Source organism: Sphingomonas elodea ATCC 31461 (assembly GCF_000226955.1).
GTDB lineage: Bacteria > Pseudomonadota > Alphaproteobacteria > Sphingomonadales > Sphingomonadaceae > Sphingomonas > Sphingomonas elodea.
Map to the genome: position 1 here is coordinate 41,423 of NZ_AGFU01000055.1, position 16,142 is coordinate 57,564.

The 16,142-nt window shown below is 69.2% G+C and carries 11 protein-coding genes; 3 read left to right on the forward strand and 8 right to left on the reverse strand.

Annotated elements, in window-relative coordinates:
* Positions 1-20: 20 nt before the first annotated feature.
* Together KK7_RS0114905 and KK7_RS0114910 are read right to left on the reverse strand one after the other, a co-directional pair.
* Entirely contained in the window at positions 21-1,634 is a 1,614-nt protein-coding gene (locus KK7_RS0114905) for a M28 family peptidase (protein WP_237709228.1), read from the reverse strand.
* Between the two features lie 21 nt (positions 1,635-1,655).
* Positions 1,656-3,308 carry a M28 family metallopeptidase gene (locus KK7_RS0114910; protein ID WP_010545450.1) on the reverse strand — a complete coding sequence of 551 codons (1,653 nt, stop codon included), beginning with the start codon at positions 3,306-3,308 and terminating at the stop codon, positions 1,656-1,658.
* Between the two features lie 193 nt (positions 3,309-3,501).
* Between KK7_RS0114910 and pepN the strand changes: the two genes are divergently transcribed.
* Positions 3,502-6,090 carry an aminopeptidase N gene (gene pepN, locus KK7_RS0114915; RefSeq protein WP_010545451.1) on the forward strand — a complete coding sequence of 863 codons (2,589 nt, stop codon included), beginning with the start codon at positions 3,502-3,504 and terminating at the stop codon, positions 6,088-6,090.
* A 61-nt stretch (positions 6,091-6,151) separates the two neighbouring features.
* Here the strand turns inward: pepN and KK7_RS0114920 are convergent, their stop codons facing one another.
* Positions 6,152-7,771, reverse strand: a complete 1,620-nt coding sequence (locus tag KK7_RS0114920; RefSeq protein ID WP_010545452.1) for an alkaline phosphatase D family protein — start codon at positions 7,769-7,771, stop codon at positions 6,152-6,154.
* 268 nt (positions 7,772-8,039) lie between these two features.
* Here KK7_RS0114920 and KK7_RS0114925 point away from each other — a divergent pair, with 268 nt between their 5' ends.
* Positions 8,040-9,587 (forward strand): hypothetical protein, encoded by a 1,548-nt coding sequence (locus KK7_RS0114925; RefSeq protein WP_010545453.1) that lies wholly within the window; start codon positions 8,040-8,042, stop codon positions 9,585-9,587.
* Here the strand turns inward: KK7_RS0114925 and KK7_RS0114930 are convergent.
* From KK7_RS0114930 to KK7_RS0114940, 3 genes are read right to left on the reverse strand one after another with little or no spacing between them, the layout of a single operon-like run.
* Positions 9,524-10,723, reverse strand: coding sequence for a glycosyltransferase (locus KK7_RS0114930; protein ID WP_010545454.1), 1,200 nt, complete (start codon positions 10,721-10,723; stop codon positions 9,524-9,526). The genes KK7_RS0114925 and KK7_RS0114930 overlap by 64 nt on opposite strands.
* An 8-nt stretch (positions 10,724-10,731) precedes the next feature.
* Complete coding sequence (locus KK7_RS0114935; RefSeq protein WP_010545455.1) at positions 10,732-11,259, reverse strand: DUF2141 domain-containing protein; 528 nt, start codon at positions 11,257-11,259, stop codon at positions 10,732-10,734.
* Positions 11,256-12,182, reverse strand: a complete 927-nt coding sequence (locus tag KK7_RS0114940) for a hypothetical protein (RefSeq protein WP_051121356.1) — start codon at positions 12,180-12,182, stop codon at positions 11,256-11,258. Before KK7_RS0114940 ends, KK7_RS0114935 begins: the two co-directional genes overlap by 4 nt.
* A gap of 260 nt (positions 12,183-12,442) precedes the next feature.
* Here KK7_RS0114940 and KK7_RS0114945 point away from each other — a divergent pair, with 260 nt between their 5' ends.
* Complete coding sequence (locus KK7_RS0114945) at positions 12,443-13,465, forward strand: glycosyltransferase (RefSeq protein ID WP_010545457.1); 1,023 nt, start codon at positions 12,443-12,445, stop codon at positions 13,463-13,465.
* On the opposite strand, the gene KK7_RS0114950 is transcribed toward KK7_RS0114945, so the two are convergent.
* Positions 13,450-15,507: a TonB-dependent receptor gene (locus KK7_RS0114950; RefSeq protein WP_010545458.1), complete on the reverse strand. Its 2,058-nt coding sequence runs from the start codon at positions 15,505-15,507 to the stop codon at positions 13,450-13,452. The genes KK7_RS0114945 and KK7_RS0114950 overlap by 16 nt on opposite strands.
* Positions 15,500-16,141 carry a maleylacetoacetate isomerase gene (maiA, locus tag KK7_RS0114955; RefSeq protein WP_010545459.1) on the reverse strand — a complete coding sequence of 214 codons (642 nt, stop codon included), beginning with the start codon at positions 16,139-16,141 and terminating at the stop codon, positions 15,500-15,502. Before maiA ends, KK7_RS0114950 begins: the two co-directional genes overlap by 8 nt.
* Between the last annotated feature and the right edge of the window lies 1 nt (position 16,142).

Consider the following 16,142-nt stretch of genomic DNA (forward strand, 5'->3'; position numbering starts at 1 on the left):
GACCAGCAGGCGCACCGCGATCACTGCGCCCCCGCGCCTCCGAACAGCGTCCCGAAGAAGTCGCCCTTGTTCCAGCTCGGCCGTGCATCGCCATTGGCCAGCGCCTGCACCGTGGCGAGGCCGACATGCTTGTACTTCACTGCCGAATCCCAGTTGAACGGCAGATCGATCTGGTCCGACGGCTTATGGTAATTCTCGTCTAGGAACTTGCGCGCCGCCACCGCGCCCGTACCGCCCGGGCCGGTATCGATCGACACCGCCGGGATGCCCGCCTGCACGAAGCTGTAATGGTCCGAGCGGACGAAGAACATTTCCTCGGGCTCGGGATCGGGGACCACGCCCAGCCCCTCGGCCTTGGCGGCCGCCGCGACCGCCGGGCCGATGCTCGAACGCTCGCCGCCCAGCACGACGAGGTCTACCAGCGGGTAGGTGAGGATCGGCATGTCGAAGTTCACATCCGCGACGATCGCGCTCTTGGGGACCGTGGGGTAATGCGCGAAATAGTCGGAACCGATAAGCCCCTTCTCTTCCGCCGTCAGCGCCACGAACAGCAGCGAGCGGCGCGGCCGCGTGCCGCTTTCCTGGATCGCCCTGGCGATCTCCAGCACCATCGACACGCCGATCGCATTGTCCATCGCGCCATTGTAGATCACATCGCCCTTCACCCGCTCGCCCACGCCGACGTGATCGAGATGCGCGGAGAGCACCACCGTCTGCGCCTTCAGCGTGGGATCGCTGCCCTCGATCATGCCGACGACGTTGCGGCTGTCGCGCGTCGTCAGCCGGGTCTTGCTGGCGAGTGCCAGCGTGCCGGCGAGCGCGCCGGTCGGCATGCGGCCGCCCCTGGTCTGCGCGGCGAGCACGTCAGCCCAGCGGATCTTCGCCCCCTCGAACAGCTTGGCGGCCCCCGCCTGGCCCAGTTGGCCGACAACCGGCGCGGTGGGCGACACGGTGTTGGCGACGCCGTCGGGGCCCACCCAACCAGTGCGCGGATAGGCGTAAAAGGGTGCGAACTTCTCAAGGCTGAACTTCTTCGCGCGTTCCACCGTCTCGACGATCAGCACCGCCTTGGCCCCACGCGCCGCGGCCAGCCGCGCCTTCTGCCCGTCATCGCCGAAATGGGCGTTGACCTCGTTGGGCAGACCCTTGGGCGTGCCGGCCAGGATCGCGACGATCTTGCCGCGCACGTCGAGGCCCTTGTAATCGTCGCGCCTGCCCTCGGGATAGACGATCCCGTAGCCGGCGAACACGACCCCGCCCTCCGCCTTGAAATCGGGCGCGGAAGGAATCGGCTCGTTCACGAAATCGGTGCCGAAGGCAAGCGCCACCTCCTTTCCGCCGCGCTTCAGCGTCCACGCCGCCTTCTCGGCGGGGCGATAGGTGGTGAGCTTCACCGGCTGGAACCAGCTGCCGGCAGCCCCCGGCTTGAGACCGATCGCGGCCATCCGCGCAGCGACATATTCGGCCGCGACGTCGAAGTCGCGGGTCCCCGCCTCGCGACCGCGCAGCGCGTCCGAGGCGAGGAACTGGACATGCGCCTTCAGCGCCGCCTGTTCCGGGTTGAGCGGGGCCGCCTGCTGCGCCAGCGCCGGGCTGGCGAGCAGGAGAAGGGCGAACAGCGGGCGAAGCTTCATCACCATCGGGTCCTTCCGCGCTTACTTGGCGCCGGCGCCGTCATAGGTGAGGCCGAAGAAATCGCCCTTGTTCCACACCGGCCGTTCGTCGCCGTTCGCGATGGCGTTGGCGATGCGGAAGTTCACGTCGACGAAGCGCACGCCCGACTGCCAGTTGAGCGCCGGCTGCTGGTCGATCTGGTCCGAGGGCTGGTGGTAGTGGTTCTTCATGAAATGGTCGATCGCCGCGCGGCCCGGCCCACCCGCACCCGGCCACAGGAACACCGAGGGCACGCCCTTGCGCACGAAGTTATAATGGTCCGAGCGCACGAAGATGTTCTCGCCCGGCAGCGGATCGTCGGACATCTTCACGCCGATCTCCGCCGCCGCCTTGGCGACGATCGGCCCCAGCGTGGAATGGTTGGCGCCGTACACCACGATATCCTCGAACGGATAGGTGATGATCGGCATGTCGAGATTGACGTCGGCGACGATCGTGCCCTTCACCGTGGGGTTGTTCGAGAAATAGTCGGAGCCGACCAGCCCCTTCTCTTCCGCCGTCACCGCCAGGAACAGGATCGAACGCCGCGGCTTGGTGCCGGCGGCCTTGAAGCGCTTGGCCTCCTCGATCAGCGACGCGGTGCCGATCGCGTCGTCCAGCGCGCCGTTGTTGATCGTGTCGCCCTTCGCATCCGGGCGACCGACGCCGATATGATCGAGGTGCGCGGAGAGCACGACCACCTCGCCCGCCAGCTTGGGATCGCTGCCCTCGATCAGGCCGGCGACGTTGAAGCTCGGCATCGGGGTCAGCACGGTCTTTGCCGCCACGGTGAGCGTGCCCGGCAGCGGCATCGCCTTGAAGGTCGCGCCGTCGACTTCCGCCGCCTTGGCGATCGTCGCCCAGGGGGTCTTGGCGCCGGCGAACAGCTTCTCGGCACCCGCCATGCTCAGCATGCCGAGACCGGGCGTGCCGGGGGCAGAGATATGCCCGGTGCCATCGGCATTGCCCCAGGTAACGCGCGGACGGTTGCCATAGGCGGCGTACATCGCGAACGGCCGGCTCTTGGCCGTGATCGGCGATTCGATGGTGATATAGCCGACCGCGCCGTGCTTCTTGGCGATCTCCGCCTTCGCGGCGGGGTTCTGGAAGTGCGCGCCTTCCTCGCCGGGGAAGCTCTTCGGCGCGCCGCCGAAGAAGGCGACGATCTTGCCCTTCACGTCGACGCCCTTGTAGTCGTCTCGGCCCAGCCCGACGATGCCGTAGCCGACGAACACCACCGGCGCGGTGACGCTGTATTCGGGCTTTTCCGGGTTCGCGCCGACGATGAAGTCCTTGCCCGCGACCAGCGCGACCGGCGCCGCCTTGCCCTTGCCGATCGACATCGCGCCGGTGCCGTCCAGCTTGTAGCTGATCAGCGGCACCTTCTGGAGATAGCCGCCGTCATCGCCGGCCGGCTTCAGCCCGGCGGCATAGAATTGCGCGGCGACATAGTTGGCCGCGATCTCGAATTCGGGCGTGCCGGCCTCGCGGCCCTTCAGCGCGTCCGAGGCCAGGAACATCACATGGCTTTTCAACGCGGCCTGATCGGCGGGCAGCGGCGCGGTGATGATCGCATTCCGCTCGGCGGCGGTCTGGGCAAGGGCGGGCGAGGCCAGGCAGAGAATGAGGGCAAGCGGCGCGGTCGAACGAAGCATCGGATATCCCTGGTGGTCGCAACAATATTTCAAGCCTAGCAGCGCTTCGGGGTCCGTCAATCGGGTGAACCGTTCGTCGCAGTAATTCCTTGCCGCACCATTGTCGCTGCGCGGCAAGCATCGCCCTTTCCGAACGGGGAAATCGACAGAATTACAGTAGCAGGCGGGGTGCCTTCTCCTATATCGAACCGGTATGAGTGACGCCCGCATCGCCGCCGCAGCTCCCCAGGCCATTCGCCGCGAGGACTATCGTCAACCCGACTGGCTGGTGCCGGACATCGCGCTGGACTTCGATCTCGATCCCGCCGCCACCCGCGTGCGGGCCGCGCTCCACGTCACCCGCAACGGGTCGCATGATCGCCCGTTGGTGCTGAACGGCGACGGGCTCGAGGCCGTCGCCGTGAAGGTGGACGGCGTCGCCTCCACCGACTGGCGCATGGACGGGCAGGATCTGGTGATCCCGCTTGGCGGCGACGCCCACACGATCGAGACCGAAGTGGTGATCGCGCCCGAGCGCAACACCCAGCTGCAGGGTCTCTACGCCTCGTCCGGCATGCTCTGCACCCAGTGCGAGGCCGAGGGCTTCCGCCGCATCACCTTCTTCCCCGACCGGCCGGACGTGCTCAGCAAGTACAAGGTGCGGATGGAAGGCGACAAGGCGCGCTTCCCCGTGCTGCTGTCCAACGGCGATCCGATCGCACATGGGGATGCGGAAAGCGGCCGCCACTGGGCCGAATGGCACGACCCCTTCCCCAAGCCGAGCTACCTCTTCGCGCTGGTCGCAGGCGATCTCGTCGCCAACACCGGCAGCTTCACCACCATGTCGGGCCGCGAGGTGCAGCTGGGCATCTATGTCCGCGCGCCCGACCTGCCCAAGACCGACCACGCCCTCCACGCCCTCAAGCTCAGCATGAAGTGGGACGAGGAGGTCTATGGCCGCGAATACGACCTCGACGTGTTCAACATCGTCGCGGTGGACGACTTCAACTTCGGCGCGATGGAGAATAAGGGGCTGAACGTCTTCAACAGCCGCTACATCCTCGCCGACCCCGACACCGCCACCGACTGGGACTATGACGCGATCGCCGCCGTGGTCGCGCACGAATATTTCCACAACTGGTCGGGCAACCGCGTCACCTGCCGCGACTGGTTCCAGCTGAGCCTGAAGGAAGGCTTCACCGTCTTCCGCGACCAGAGCTTCTCGGCCGACCAGGGCTCGGCCGCGGTCAAGCGGATCGAGGACGTGCGCTCGCTTCGCGCCAGCCAGTTCCCCGAGGATGCCGGCCCGCTCGCCCACCCGGTGCGCCCGGACGAATATATCGAGATCTCGAACTTCTACACGGCGACCATCTACAACAAGGGCGCCGAGCTGATCCGGATGATGGCGACCATCCTCGGCCCGCAGAAATTCCGCGCCGCCACCGACCTCTATTTCGATCGCTTCGACGGCACGGCGGCGACCTGCGAGGATTTCGTGGCGAGCATGGAGGAGGCCGGCGGCGTCGATCTCGGCCAGTTCCGCCGCTGGTACAGCCAGGCGGGCACCCCGCGCGTCTCCGCCAACCTCGTCCAGGACGGCGCGACCACCCGGCTCGCGCTTGCCCAGACCGTACCGCCGACGCCGGGCCAGCCGGTCAAGGAGCCGATGGTCCTGCCGCTCAAGATCCGCCTGTTCGGCGAGACGAGCGGCGCGCCGCTGATCGACGAGCAGCTGGTGCTGTTCGACAAGCCCGAGCAGGAACTGCGCTTCGAGAACCTGTCCGAACGCGCGGTGCTCTCGATCAACCGCGGCTTCTCCGCCCCGGTGATCGTCGACGCCAATCGCAGCGCGGCGGACCTCGCTTTCCTATCGGCGCATGACGACGATCCGTTCGCGCGCTACGAGGCGATGCAGCAGCTGATGCTCGACACGCTGGTCGCGGCGGTGACCACCGGCAAGGGCGAGCACGCCGCACTGATCGACGCCGTTCGGGGCACGCTGACCGATTCCTCGCTCGACCGCGCGTTCATCGCCGAAGCGGTGCTGCTGCCGTCGGACAGCTTCATCGGCGACCAGATGGCGATCGTCGATCCGGAGGCGATCTTCCACGCCCGCGAGGCGCTGCGTGCCGATCTCGGCAAGGCGCTCGAAGCCGAATGGCGCGCGGCCTATGAGGGTGCCCGCGCCAACCGCTTCGAATATTCGCCGGCCGCCAAGGGCGCGCGCCGCCTGAAGAACGTGGCGCTCGGCTATATCGCGGCGAGCGGCGCGAGCGACGCGGCGGAACTCGCCTTCGCCCAGTTCGACGCGGCCGACAACATGACCGATCGCCAGGGCGGCCTCGCCACCCTGGTCAACGGCAGTTCGGCCCTGCGCGAACAGGCGCTGGAGGCGTTCTACCAGCGCTATGCCGGCAACGCGCTGGTGCTGGACAAGTGGTTCCAGACCCAGGCGCTTTCCTCGCGCGACGATACGCTGGCGGCGGTCGAGAAGCTGGCCAGGCATCCCGACTTCACGCTGGCCAATCCCAACCGCGCACGGGCGCTGGTCGGCGCGTTCAGCATCAACCAGCGGGCGTTCCACGATCCCTCGGGCCGCGGCTATCGCTTCGTGGCGGACCAGCTGATCGCGCTCGACAAGCTCAACCCGCAGACCGCGGCCAAGCTGGTGCCGCCGCTCGGCCGGTGGAAGCGCTTCGATCCCGCCCGCGCCGCGCTGATGCGGGGCGAGCTGGAGCGGATCGTCGCCAGCCCCGGCCTCAGCAAGGACATGTTCGAGCAGGCGACCAAGTCGCTCGACTGAGCGTTGCCGTCATACGGACGCGGTGCTTCCTCCCCCAGCGAGGGGGAGGAAGCACCGTCGATCAGAGCATCACGTTCCGGCCGCGCTGCACGATCGCGCTGTGCCCCACGCTCGCCTTCAGGCTGCGCGTGGCGACGGTGTCCACGAACACCCAGTCGTTGCGCGCCTGCTCGGGCGTGAGCGTCAGCGCCATATAGCCGCGGCGGCTGGTGTCGCACCATTTCAGCTCGGGGTTCGCGCGCACCATGGCGGCGGCCACCAGCTTGGGATCGGTCTTGAGCGCGCTCTCGAACCCCGGCGAGGTCACCGCATGGCCCGCGAACTCGACGCCCGCCGCCTTGCCGTCCTGCGCGAGATCGAACGCCCAGGCATTGTGGCTGTCGCCGCACACCACCAGCAGGTTGGCGCCCATGCCTTGCGAGGATGTGAGGAACCGCGCCCGCGCCGCGGGATAGCCGCCCCAGCTGTCATAGCCGAGCGGCAGGCCCAGCCTGCCCGCGGTGACGCCCGCCTGGACATAGGCCCTGGCGCGCGGATCGGCGTCGGGCGCCAGCCAGCCCATCGCATCGGCCGGGGTGGTGAGGTTGCCCAGGATCGTGCCGAAGCCGACCACCTGCCAGTGCTGCCCCGCCCGCACCGAGCGGCGCATCGCGTGATCCAGCCATACTTCCTGCTCGCTGCCCAGCATCGTCACCGCCGGATCGTGCCACGGGCCGTCGCGGAAGGCGGTGAGCGCCTTTACCGGATCGGCTTCCTGGAAGAGATGCGCGACATCGGGCTGCCGGCTGCGCGCGAGCAGGCGGCTCTCGGTGCGGAAGAAGGTGGCCAGCGTGCCGATCTCGTAGCTGCCCCACGGTGTTTCGGAGACCGGCATCCATTCGCGGAATACCTGCATCGCCGCCGCCTTGCGGGCGCTCCAGTCGCCTTCGTCGTCCTGGTGGTTCTCGGCGCCGCCTTCCCAGCTGTCGTTGGCGCTTTCATGGTCGTCCCACTGGACAAGCATCGGCTTGGCCGCGTGCAGCGCCTGGAGATCGGGATCGGCGCGGTAGCTGGCATAGCGCAGGCGGTAATCGGCCAGGTGGATCATCTCGCCGGCCGGCTCGGGCCAGCGGCCGCCGATCGCGCCGCCGGCGGGGGCGTAGCCGCCCTGCTTATATTCGTAGAGATAGTCGCCGAGATGGACCCACAGGTCGATGTCGTCGCGCGCCGCCGCGTGGCCATAGGCGTTGAAATAGCCGAACGGCAGGTTCGAGCAGGAGAAGATCGCGATGCCGAAGCGGCGCGCGTCGCCCAGCGGCAGCGTCTTGGTGCGGCCGACCGGCGAGAAGCTGCCGTCGGGCGCCACGAAGCGGTAGAAATAGCGCGTGTCCGGCGAAAGGCCGGCGACGGTCACCTTGGCGGTATGGTCGCGCCACGGGCCGGTGATCTGTTCGCCCTCGGCGACGATCCGGGCGAAGTCGGCGGTGGCGGCGATCTGCGCGCGCAGCTTCACCGCGCCGCGATCGGCGGGGACGTAGCGCGTCCACAACAGCATCGTGTCGGCCCCGGGCTCGCCGCTCGCCACCGAATGGGTGAAGCCGCGCGCTGCCGCCTGGGCCAGCGCCACGCCGGGAATCGCCAGCGCCCCGATGCCGAGCGTTCCGGTGAGCAGCAGCGAGCGGCGGTCGATACGGTGATTCATCTGGTCGCGTCCCTTTTTCGGTCGGTCGCTAGGTGACGGCGATTGGTGTCGTGTTCGTGACAGCTGCGAAAAGCTGGGCTAGGCAGTGCGGCGAATCTGTTTTCGGGGGCGTGACAAACAGGGGCGCAACCTGCCGGACGGGAAACACCGCCGGCAGCACGGAGACGACGACGCACGTGAGCTTTTCCCGTATCACGGCCGGCCCCGTCCGGTCGTTCCGTCCGCTGGCTGCGGCGCATCATTCCGTTGAAAGCGGCGCAGCCCGCTGATGGCGACCCGTATCGCTGCGCTCGGCCTTGCCGAGCACAAGGCCGGGGCCGGCGTCGTCGCGGCGGCGGTGCCGCGCTGGCTGGTGCTGCTGATGACGGCGATCGCCGTGCGCGCGGTCACCTTCGGCAATCCGGTGGTGGCGGTGGACGAGCAATTCTACTGGGTCACCGCCCGGCGCCTGCTGCAGGGGGCGCTGCCCTTTGTCGACATCTGGGATCGCAAGCCGATCGGGCTGTTCCTGCTCTACACGCCGGCCGCCGCGCTCGGCCTGCCCTGGGGCATCCTCGCCTATCAGCTGATGGCGCTGGCCTGCGTGGTGCTGACCGCGATGATGATCGCGCGGATCGCCGATCGCATGGGCTGGCATGCCGGCGCGCTGCCGGCCGCGCTGCTCTATATCCTGATGCTCAACGTGGCGGATGGCCAGGGCGGGCAGGCGCCGGTCTTCTACAACCTGCTGACCGTCTCCGCGATCGCGCTGCTGCTGCCGCGCGCCGGCGACCGCGACGGCGATCCCGCCCGGGTCGGCCGCGGCCTGCTGGCGATGCTGCTGATCGGGCTGGCGCTGCAGGTGAAGTACACGGTGCTGTTCGAAGGCCTGTTCCTCGGCCTCTGGCTGCTGCGGCGCGAGGCGGTGCTGGGCGCCAGCCTGGTGCATGTCCTGCGCCGCGGCGCGGGCTATGCCGCGCTGGCGATGCTGCCGACGCTGGTGGCGGGCGCGGTCTATGCCCGGCTCGGCCAGTTCGATGCGTGGTTCTACGCCAATTTCGGGTCGATCCTCGATCGCAAGAGCGATCCCTGGCTGGATCTGGTCGGCGCCTTTTTCGAGGTGATGGTGCCGCTCGCGCCGCTGCTCGTGCTGAGCGGCCTCGGCTGGCGGAGACTGGCCCGGGACGGCAACCGCACGCCGGGGGCCGCCCTGCTGTTCGGCTGGCTCGTCTCGGCGATGGTCGGGCTGATCGTGTTCGGCTCCTGGTTCCCGCACTATGCGCTGCCGGTAATGGTGCCGGCGAGCCTGTGCTGCGCCGCCTATGCCGCGCAGGACCGCACCGGCCGCCGCATCGTCCTGCCGCTGCTGCTGGTGGTCGCGCTGGTCGCCGGCACCCTCTCGGTGCTCGTTGCCCAGGCCAAGCGCGGCAATGCCGCCCAGCTGGCAACGATCGCCGACGCCATCGGGCGCGGTCCGGGCTGCCTCTATGTCCATTCCGGCGATTCGATACTGTACGGCGCCACCGGCCGCTGCGCGCTCAGTCCCTGGCTGTTCCCCAGCCACCTCTCGCGTGAGCGGGAGAACGGCGCACTCGGCGTCGACCAGATGGCCGAGGTCGATCGAATCTTCGCCAAGCGTCCCGCGGTGGTGGTGATGCGCACGCCGTTCCGCGGCGAACGGCTGGCGATCCGCGCGCGGGTGACCCAGTATCTGCACCGGATGGGCTATGCGGCGCGCGGCACGTACCTGCTCGGCCGGGTGCCGATCACCGTCTATGCGGCGCCGGACCTCTCGGCGGCCGAACCGCCCCGGCGCGCGGCCAGCAGACCCGCATAATAGTCCATCAGCGCGGCGGCGTGATCGGCATCGTTGCGCACCCGGGCCGAGGCGACGCGGGCGGCGTGGCGCAGCAGCGTCTGGTCCCGCCCGAACAGCCGGCGGATGGCATCGGCCGCCGACAGCGTGTCGCGCGCGGCATAGGTTTCGGCGAACAGCGGATCGGCGATTTCGGCAAATCCGCCCTCGTCGGGGCCGATCAGCGGCAGGCCGGAGGCGAGCGCTTCCCAGGCGACCAGCCCGAACGGCTCGGCATCCGAACCGTGGATCAGCGCATCGCAGCTGGCGATGATGCGGGACAGCCGCGTCCGGTCATAGACCGGGCGGAAGATGCGGATATGCGGGCTGTCGGCGATCAGCCCCTCCAGCTGGTGGCGCTGCGGACCGTCGCCGAGCAGCATCAGCCCGACCGGCAGGTCGTTGGCGGCCGCTTCCACTGCCTCGATCACCAGCGGCCAGCGCTTTTCCTTGTGGTGCCGCCCGAGCCCGAGCAGCAGATGCCCCTCCGGCGGCAGGCCGAGCTGGGCCAGCATCGACGCGCGCAGCTTCTCGTCGCGCAGGTTGGGGGAGAACCAGTGGCGATCGATGCCCAGCGGCATCGACGCATCGACCTTCAGCCCGCGCCGCTCGAATCGCTTGGCGAGCGCCGGCCCGTTGGTGACGAACGCATCGTAATGCGACAGGAACCGCGCCATGTAGCGGGTGTACCAGGCGAAGGCCTGCTCGACCTGCAGCGGCGTCGCCACGCTGTCGAGCCAGCGCTGCGGATAGGTGCCGACAAGGTCCCCATGCGCGAAATAGACCTTGAGCGCGTCGCCCTGCCAGCGCGCCACCGTCCAGGCCGGTAGCCAGGGCGAGCTGTTCTCGACGATGTCCGGCTGCAACCGGTCGAGCGCGGCCCAGACGGGCTCGTCCTTCACGAAGATCCGGTAGTTGCGATCGAGCAGCAGCGGCGGGGCCTTGATCCAGTGGATCGCGCCGCCGCCCGGCCGCTCCTCCACGGCATTTTCCGCACCGGGGGCGACGACGATCAGTTCGTGCCCCAGATCGGCCATCAGGCCCATCTTGCGGTCGAGATAGGTGCGCACGCCGCCACCGGTAGGAGAGTAGAACTCGTTGACGTCGACGATACGCATGCGCCCTCTCAGTTCAGCGGACCGAAGCCTCCCAGCCCGCGCAGATACTGGGCCCGAATGTTCACGCTGGTCACCCCGTTCCCGACATGGACCATCGCCTGACGCAATTTGGGACGGCTGCGTCCCAATCGCTGGTTCGACGGGAAGCCGGCACCATCGGACCAGAAGTCGAACTTGTTCTTGCCGTCGCGATCATGGGTGAACAGCACGGCATAGTCGCCCGGTGCCGGCACGCGGATGCACATCACCACCGCCCCCGAAGGCGGCGTATTCGCCCAGATGCGGCGGAAGGTCTTGCCCTCCCTGACGAGGTCGCGGTCGTCCTTGAGGAAGTCTTCCTCGCTGGCGGGATACAGTTCCAGCTTCAGCCGGCCAGTGCGGTCCTTAAGGCCCGAGATTTCCGCCTGGATCGCCGGGCCGCGGCCGCTGGTGCAGGCCCCGGCATCCTCGCCCAGCACCTGCGCGGACGCGCCGTTCGCGCCGTTCGCGCCGAGTGCGGCAAGCACCGTCGCGGTGAGAAGGGCGATGCGCCTCATGCGGTCTTCCTCGTCAGCAAAGCGTGCAGGCCGAAGCCTGCGATCAGGATCAGATGCGCGACCAGCGACAGGCCGGCGATCAGCGCCATCAGCTCCGACAGCGCCTCGCCCTGGCCGATCACCATGATCGCGAAGTTGGCGAACAGCAGCTCCTTGTTCGGCACGAGCGGCAGGCGCCAGGCGAGCAGCCGGCCGGCCGAGAGGAGCAGCCAGATGCCGATGGAAACCTGCGGCATCGCGAAGTGCCAGGCGAAGGCGATCAGCACCGAGCTGGAGACGATGCGGATGCAGTGGATGCCGAACACCCACCAGAGCTGGCCGCGCGGCAGCGAGAACACCCGCTTCGAGAAGATCAGGAACGGCAGCGACATCGCGAAAATGACCGCGATCGAGCCCATCAGCGTGTTGAATTCGGCCGGCTTGAGCAGATCGATGCCGAAGGGCAGCGCCATCGCCACCACCGCCAGCGTCATCGCATTGCCCGCGATGGCCGACAGGATGGTCACGTCCTTCACCGCCCCGAACGGCGCCGCCACCATCTGGGTGCGCTGGCGTGCCCAGGCGTAGAAATAGGCCTCGCCCGAATAGCCGAGCAGCACCTCGTTCGCGATCCGCTTCTTGTGGAGCGCGATCATGCCGTCGATCGGTATCCGCCACAGCTTGCGGAAGATGACGTAATCGAAGGTTGGCGAGCCGATATAGTAGAGCCCGAATACCAGGTAGAAGAGCGGGTTGGTCGGCAGTGCCCGCGCCAGCCCGGTCAGGCCGCCGCCGAACAGCTCGCGGCCCAGCCCCGCCACCATCAGCAGCGTGAGCCCCGCGCCCAGCCACATCGGCCAGCGACGCTTGATCTTTTCCACGGGCTCCAGGCCCGCCAGATCCGGTGCACCCGGAATCGCGGCTTCGACCACGCGTGCGTTCACCGAAGCCTCCCGGGCCTGTCTGTTCGTACCATTCAAAAGCGCCACCGACACGACCGAAACATTCTTGAGCAACCCGCGTTTCGGCGTTTCCGGTTTTCCGGCCCGTCGCGCGATGGTGGGACATTTCCCACCACATTGCGGTTTATTCCGGCAGCGATTTGGGCTTTAGAAAGGCAATCCGCAAGTAGATGCTGTACCGCTCCCCCCCTTCTGTGCCGCTCCATGTCATGGCCTTCGCGGAAACTCTGCAGGGCGGGGGTGTGGAACGCGCACTGCTGCGGATGGCGGCCGGATGGCTGGCACGGGGGCATCGTGTGACGCTGGTGCTCGGCGCGTGCGAAGGCCCGCTCACCGCGGAACTGCCCGCCGGAATCGAGCTGATCGAGCTGGGCAGCCCGCACTATCCGATCCTGATGCGGCTGCCGGGCGTGGTCCGCCGGCTGGATCCGGACGTGGTGTTCTGCCCCGGCAACTATTACACCGCCGCCGCCGCGATGATCCGGCTGCAGCTGGGCAGCCGCTGCCCACCGATTATCGCCAAGGTCTCCAACGCGCTGGTGCGGCCGGAAATGTGGCGGTTCGTCGCCTGGGGCTATCGGCGCTGGCTGCGCTGGCATCCCGCCTTCCTCACCCATATCGTGGCGATGACCCCGGCGATGGCGCGTGAGGCGATCGATACGATGGGGATACGGCCCGAGCGGGTGAGCGTGATCGCCAACCCGCCGGCCGAGCGCATCGCCGACGCGGCGCCGATGGCCCTGCCGCGGGGCCGCTACATCGTCGGCGTCGGCCGGCTGGAGCCGCAGAAGCGCTGGGACCGGCTGATCGCCGCGCTGCCCCGGCTGGCGGATCAGGACATCACGCTGCTGCTGCTCGGCGAAGGCAGCGCCCGGGCGGCGCTGGAGGCGCAGGTCGAGCGACTCGGGCTGACCGGCCGCGTGACGATGCCGGGCCATGCCAGCGACCCCCTGCCCGCGCTGAAGCACGCGACCGTCGCCGCGCTGACCTCCGACTATGAAGGCGTGCCGGGCGTGATCCGCGAGGCGCTGTCGCAGGGCACGCCGGTGGTGGCGACCGATGCCAGCGTCGCCGTGTGCGAGATCATCGATTCACCCGCGCTCGGCACCGTCGTGGCCCGCGAGGATGGCGATGCCCTGGTCGCGGCGCTCGACCACTGGCTCGCCCCCGGCCGTCCCCGCCCCGCACCGCGGATCGACGAGGGAGATCCGGTCGGCGACTATCTCGCGCTGTTCAGCCGCCTCGCCCGTCAGCGCATCGCGTAGCGCAGGCCTACCCACAGCGTGCGCGGGGTCGCGCGCTCGACGACGTTGCCGCCGCTGATGCCGGCCTGCACCTGCGTGTCGAACAGGTTCTCGGCACGCGCTTCGAGGCGCAGGGTGCGGGTGAGCGGCGCGCCGAGCGTGGCGTCCACCGTCCAGGCCGGATCGAGGCGGGCACTGTTCTGGTCATCCTCGAATCGCGCACCGGCATAGCGTGCCGTGAGCGAGGCATTGGCCGCCGCCGCGCGCCACGCGATCGTCGCCGATCCCTGGAACAGCGGCGTCTGGGCCGGGCGCAGGCCGTCCAGTGCCGCCGCCGCACCCGAGGCATGGACGCGGCTGTCTGCATAGGCCCAGGACCCGGCCAGGCTCCACGCCCCGCGCGTCCAGCGGCCGTCGAGTTCCAGTCCCCGCGCCTCCACCGCATCGAGGTTGCGCCGCATGCGATAGGCGCCGGCGGCCGAGACGAAGCCGACGCCGGGGAAGGTGCCCGGCCCCCGCGCCAGCGTCACATTGGCGATCGCGCCGTCCAGCCGGTTCCAATAGCCCGTTGCCCGCAAGACGAGGTCCGGCAGCGGTCGCAGGTCGATGCCCGCCTCGCCGCCCCACAGCCGTTCGGCGTCCAGCCCCGGATTGGCCGCGGTCGCGTCGGCACCGGCACGGAACGGGCGGTAGAGTTCGTTGAGCGTCGGCAGTCGCCAGCCGCGATAACCGGCCGCGCGCAGCGTCACCGCGCCCAGGGCATAAGCGGCACCCAGCCGCCCGGTCGGCTCCCAACCATGGCGGTCGGCGTAGCGCGCATCGGTGAGCACCGGGCCCGCAGACAGCGGCGCCTCGAAAAGACCACCGTCGTGGATCGTCCAATGATCGATTCGCCCGCCCGCATCGAGCGTCCAGCCGCCGCCGCTGTAGCTGGCATTGGCGAAGCCGCCGGTGGTGAGGCTCGCCCCGCCCGCCACACGCCGCCGCGTCGGACTCGTGCCGACAAAGGTATAGAGCTCGCGCGTCTCGCCCGACACACGGCGCAGGTCGCCGCCCAGCCGCAGCGTCACGCCGCCGCCGACCGGCGGAGCCACCTCGATCCGGGCGCCGATGCCCGTCGCCGGAACGTGCTGCTGGACGACGGGGCTGACCGTGTCCCGTGCGGCCGAGATGCTGGCAAAGCCGCTGTCGAACTGCCGCACCTGGAGATAGGCGAGCGCCGACCAGCCCCATTCGCCCTTCTGGCCGTTGCCGCGCCGGACCAGCCGCACGCTGGCATCCGCGCCGTTGCTCAGCACGTCGGTAAAGGCGGTGCCGCGAGTCCGCTGGTCGGTAAAACCGGAGAGGTTGGTCTGGAGCTCGGTGCCGTTCCCCAGATCGGTCACCCCGCGCAAGGCGAGGCTCGCCTGTTCATAGGGTGTCGCGCGATCGACGCTGCCGGGTCGCACGATCGGGACGAAACCGTCGCTGCGGCCATATTGCCCCGCAACGGTGAGAAAGCCGCCGGTGACAGGCATCGCCACGACGCCGCTCGCGTCGACGCTGTCCCGGCTGCCGTAATAGGCGGCGAGGTTGAGCGTGCCCAGGTCGGCGGGGCTGCCGCTCTCCAGCTCCACCGTGCCCGCCAGCGCCCCCGGCCCGGCAAAGCCGCTGCCGCCGCCGCGCGTCACCCGCACGCCGGCCAGCCGGCCGGGCATATAGGCCGGGAACGGCACCCAGCCGCCGAACGGATCGGTCTGCGGCACCCCGTCGAGCAGCAGCAGCGCGCGGCTGGAGGCATTGCCGCCCAGGCCCCGCAGCGTGATCCCCTGGCTGGTAGGATGCGCCGAGCTGGACGTGGATCGGCGGAACTGCGCCAGCCCCGCCACATCGGCCAGCACGTCCTCGATACGGTTGCTGGCGGTATCGGCGAGGCGGGCGCGGTCGATCGTCACCACGTCATAGGCGGCGTCGCCCGGGGGCACGTCGAGGCCGCGGCCGGTGACGACGATCTGCGCCTCCTGCGCCAGCGCCGGGCTCGCGAGACACAGCGCGAAGGCGGCGCAGCCGATCCGGTCAAGCACCCGGCGCGACCCGGTCGGGGTGCGCCGCGGCGAACGCGGGATGCGCGAGCGCGGCCGCTTCTGCGCGCAGCAGCAGCGGGAAGCCGTCGAGCGGTACCGAGAAACGGCGCGCGTTGAACAGCTGGGGCACGAGGAAGCAGTCGGACACATCGGGCGCCTCTCCGCCCAGGAACGGCCCGCCATGCGGCAGCGCCCGCGCCATCGCCTCGAGCGCGGTGAAGCCCTCGGTCATCCAGTGCGCGGTCCAGGCCGAGCGCGCCGCCGCGTCGGCACCCAGCTGCTGCTCCAGATAGCGCATCACCCGCAGGTTGTTGATCGGGTGCACGTCCATGCCCACCACCATCGCCCGGGCAAGGGCGGCCGCCCGCGCATCCGGTGCCGCGGGGATCAGCCGCGGCTCGGGATGGCGGGCGTCGAGCCAGTCGAGAATGGCAAGGCTCTGGGTGAGGACCATCCCGTTCGCCTCCAGCGCCGGCACCAGCCCTTGCGGGTTGCGGGCGAGATGTTCCGGGCTGCGCTGGGCATTTTCCAGCAGCGGCACCTCATGGCGGACATGGTCCACCCCCTTGAGGTTGAGCGCGATCCGCACCCGGTACCCTGCCGAGGACCGGAAATAGTCGTGCAGCACCAGCATG

What these genes read in the sequence shown, in the direction of transcription:
- KK7_RS0114920 (WP_010545452.1), bottom strand. Translation starts at nt 7,771, where the DNA reads ATGAATCACCGTATCGACCGCCGCTCGCTGCTGCTCACCGGAACGCTC.
- KK7_RS0114905 (WP_237709228.1), bottom strand. Translation starts at nt 1,634, where the DNA reads ATGAAGCTTCGCCCGCTGTTCGCCCTTCTCCTGCTCGCCAGCCCGGCG.
- pepN (WP_010545451.1), top strand. Translation starts at nt 3,502, where the DNA reads ATGAGTGACGCCCGCATCGCCGCCGCAGCTCCCCAGGCCATTCGCCGC.
- maiA (WP_010545459.1), bottom strand. Translation starts at nt 16,141, where the DNA reads ATGCTGGTGCTGCACGACTATTTCCGGTCCTCGGCAGGGTACCGGGTG.
- KK7_RS0114910 (WP_010545450.1), bottom strand. Translation starts at nt 3,308, where the DNA reads ATGCTTCGTTCGACCGCGCCGCTTGCCCTCATTCTCTGCCTGGCCTCG.
- KK7_RS0114925 (WP_010545453.1), top strand. Translation starts at nt 8,040, where the DNA reads ATGGCGACCCGTATCGCTGCGCTCGGCCTTGCCGAGCACAAGGCCGGG.
- KK7_RS0114930 (WP_010545454.1), bottom strand. Translation starts at nt 10,723, where the DNA reads ATGCGTATCGTCGACGTCAACGAGTTCTACTCTCCTACCGGTGGCGGC.
- KK7_RS0114935 (WP_010545455.1), bottom strand. Translation starts at nt 11,259, where the DNA reads ATGAGGCGCATCGCCCTTCTCACCGCGACGGTGCTTGCCGCACTCGGC.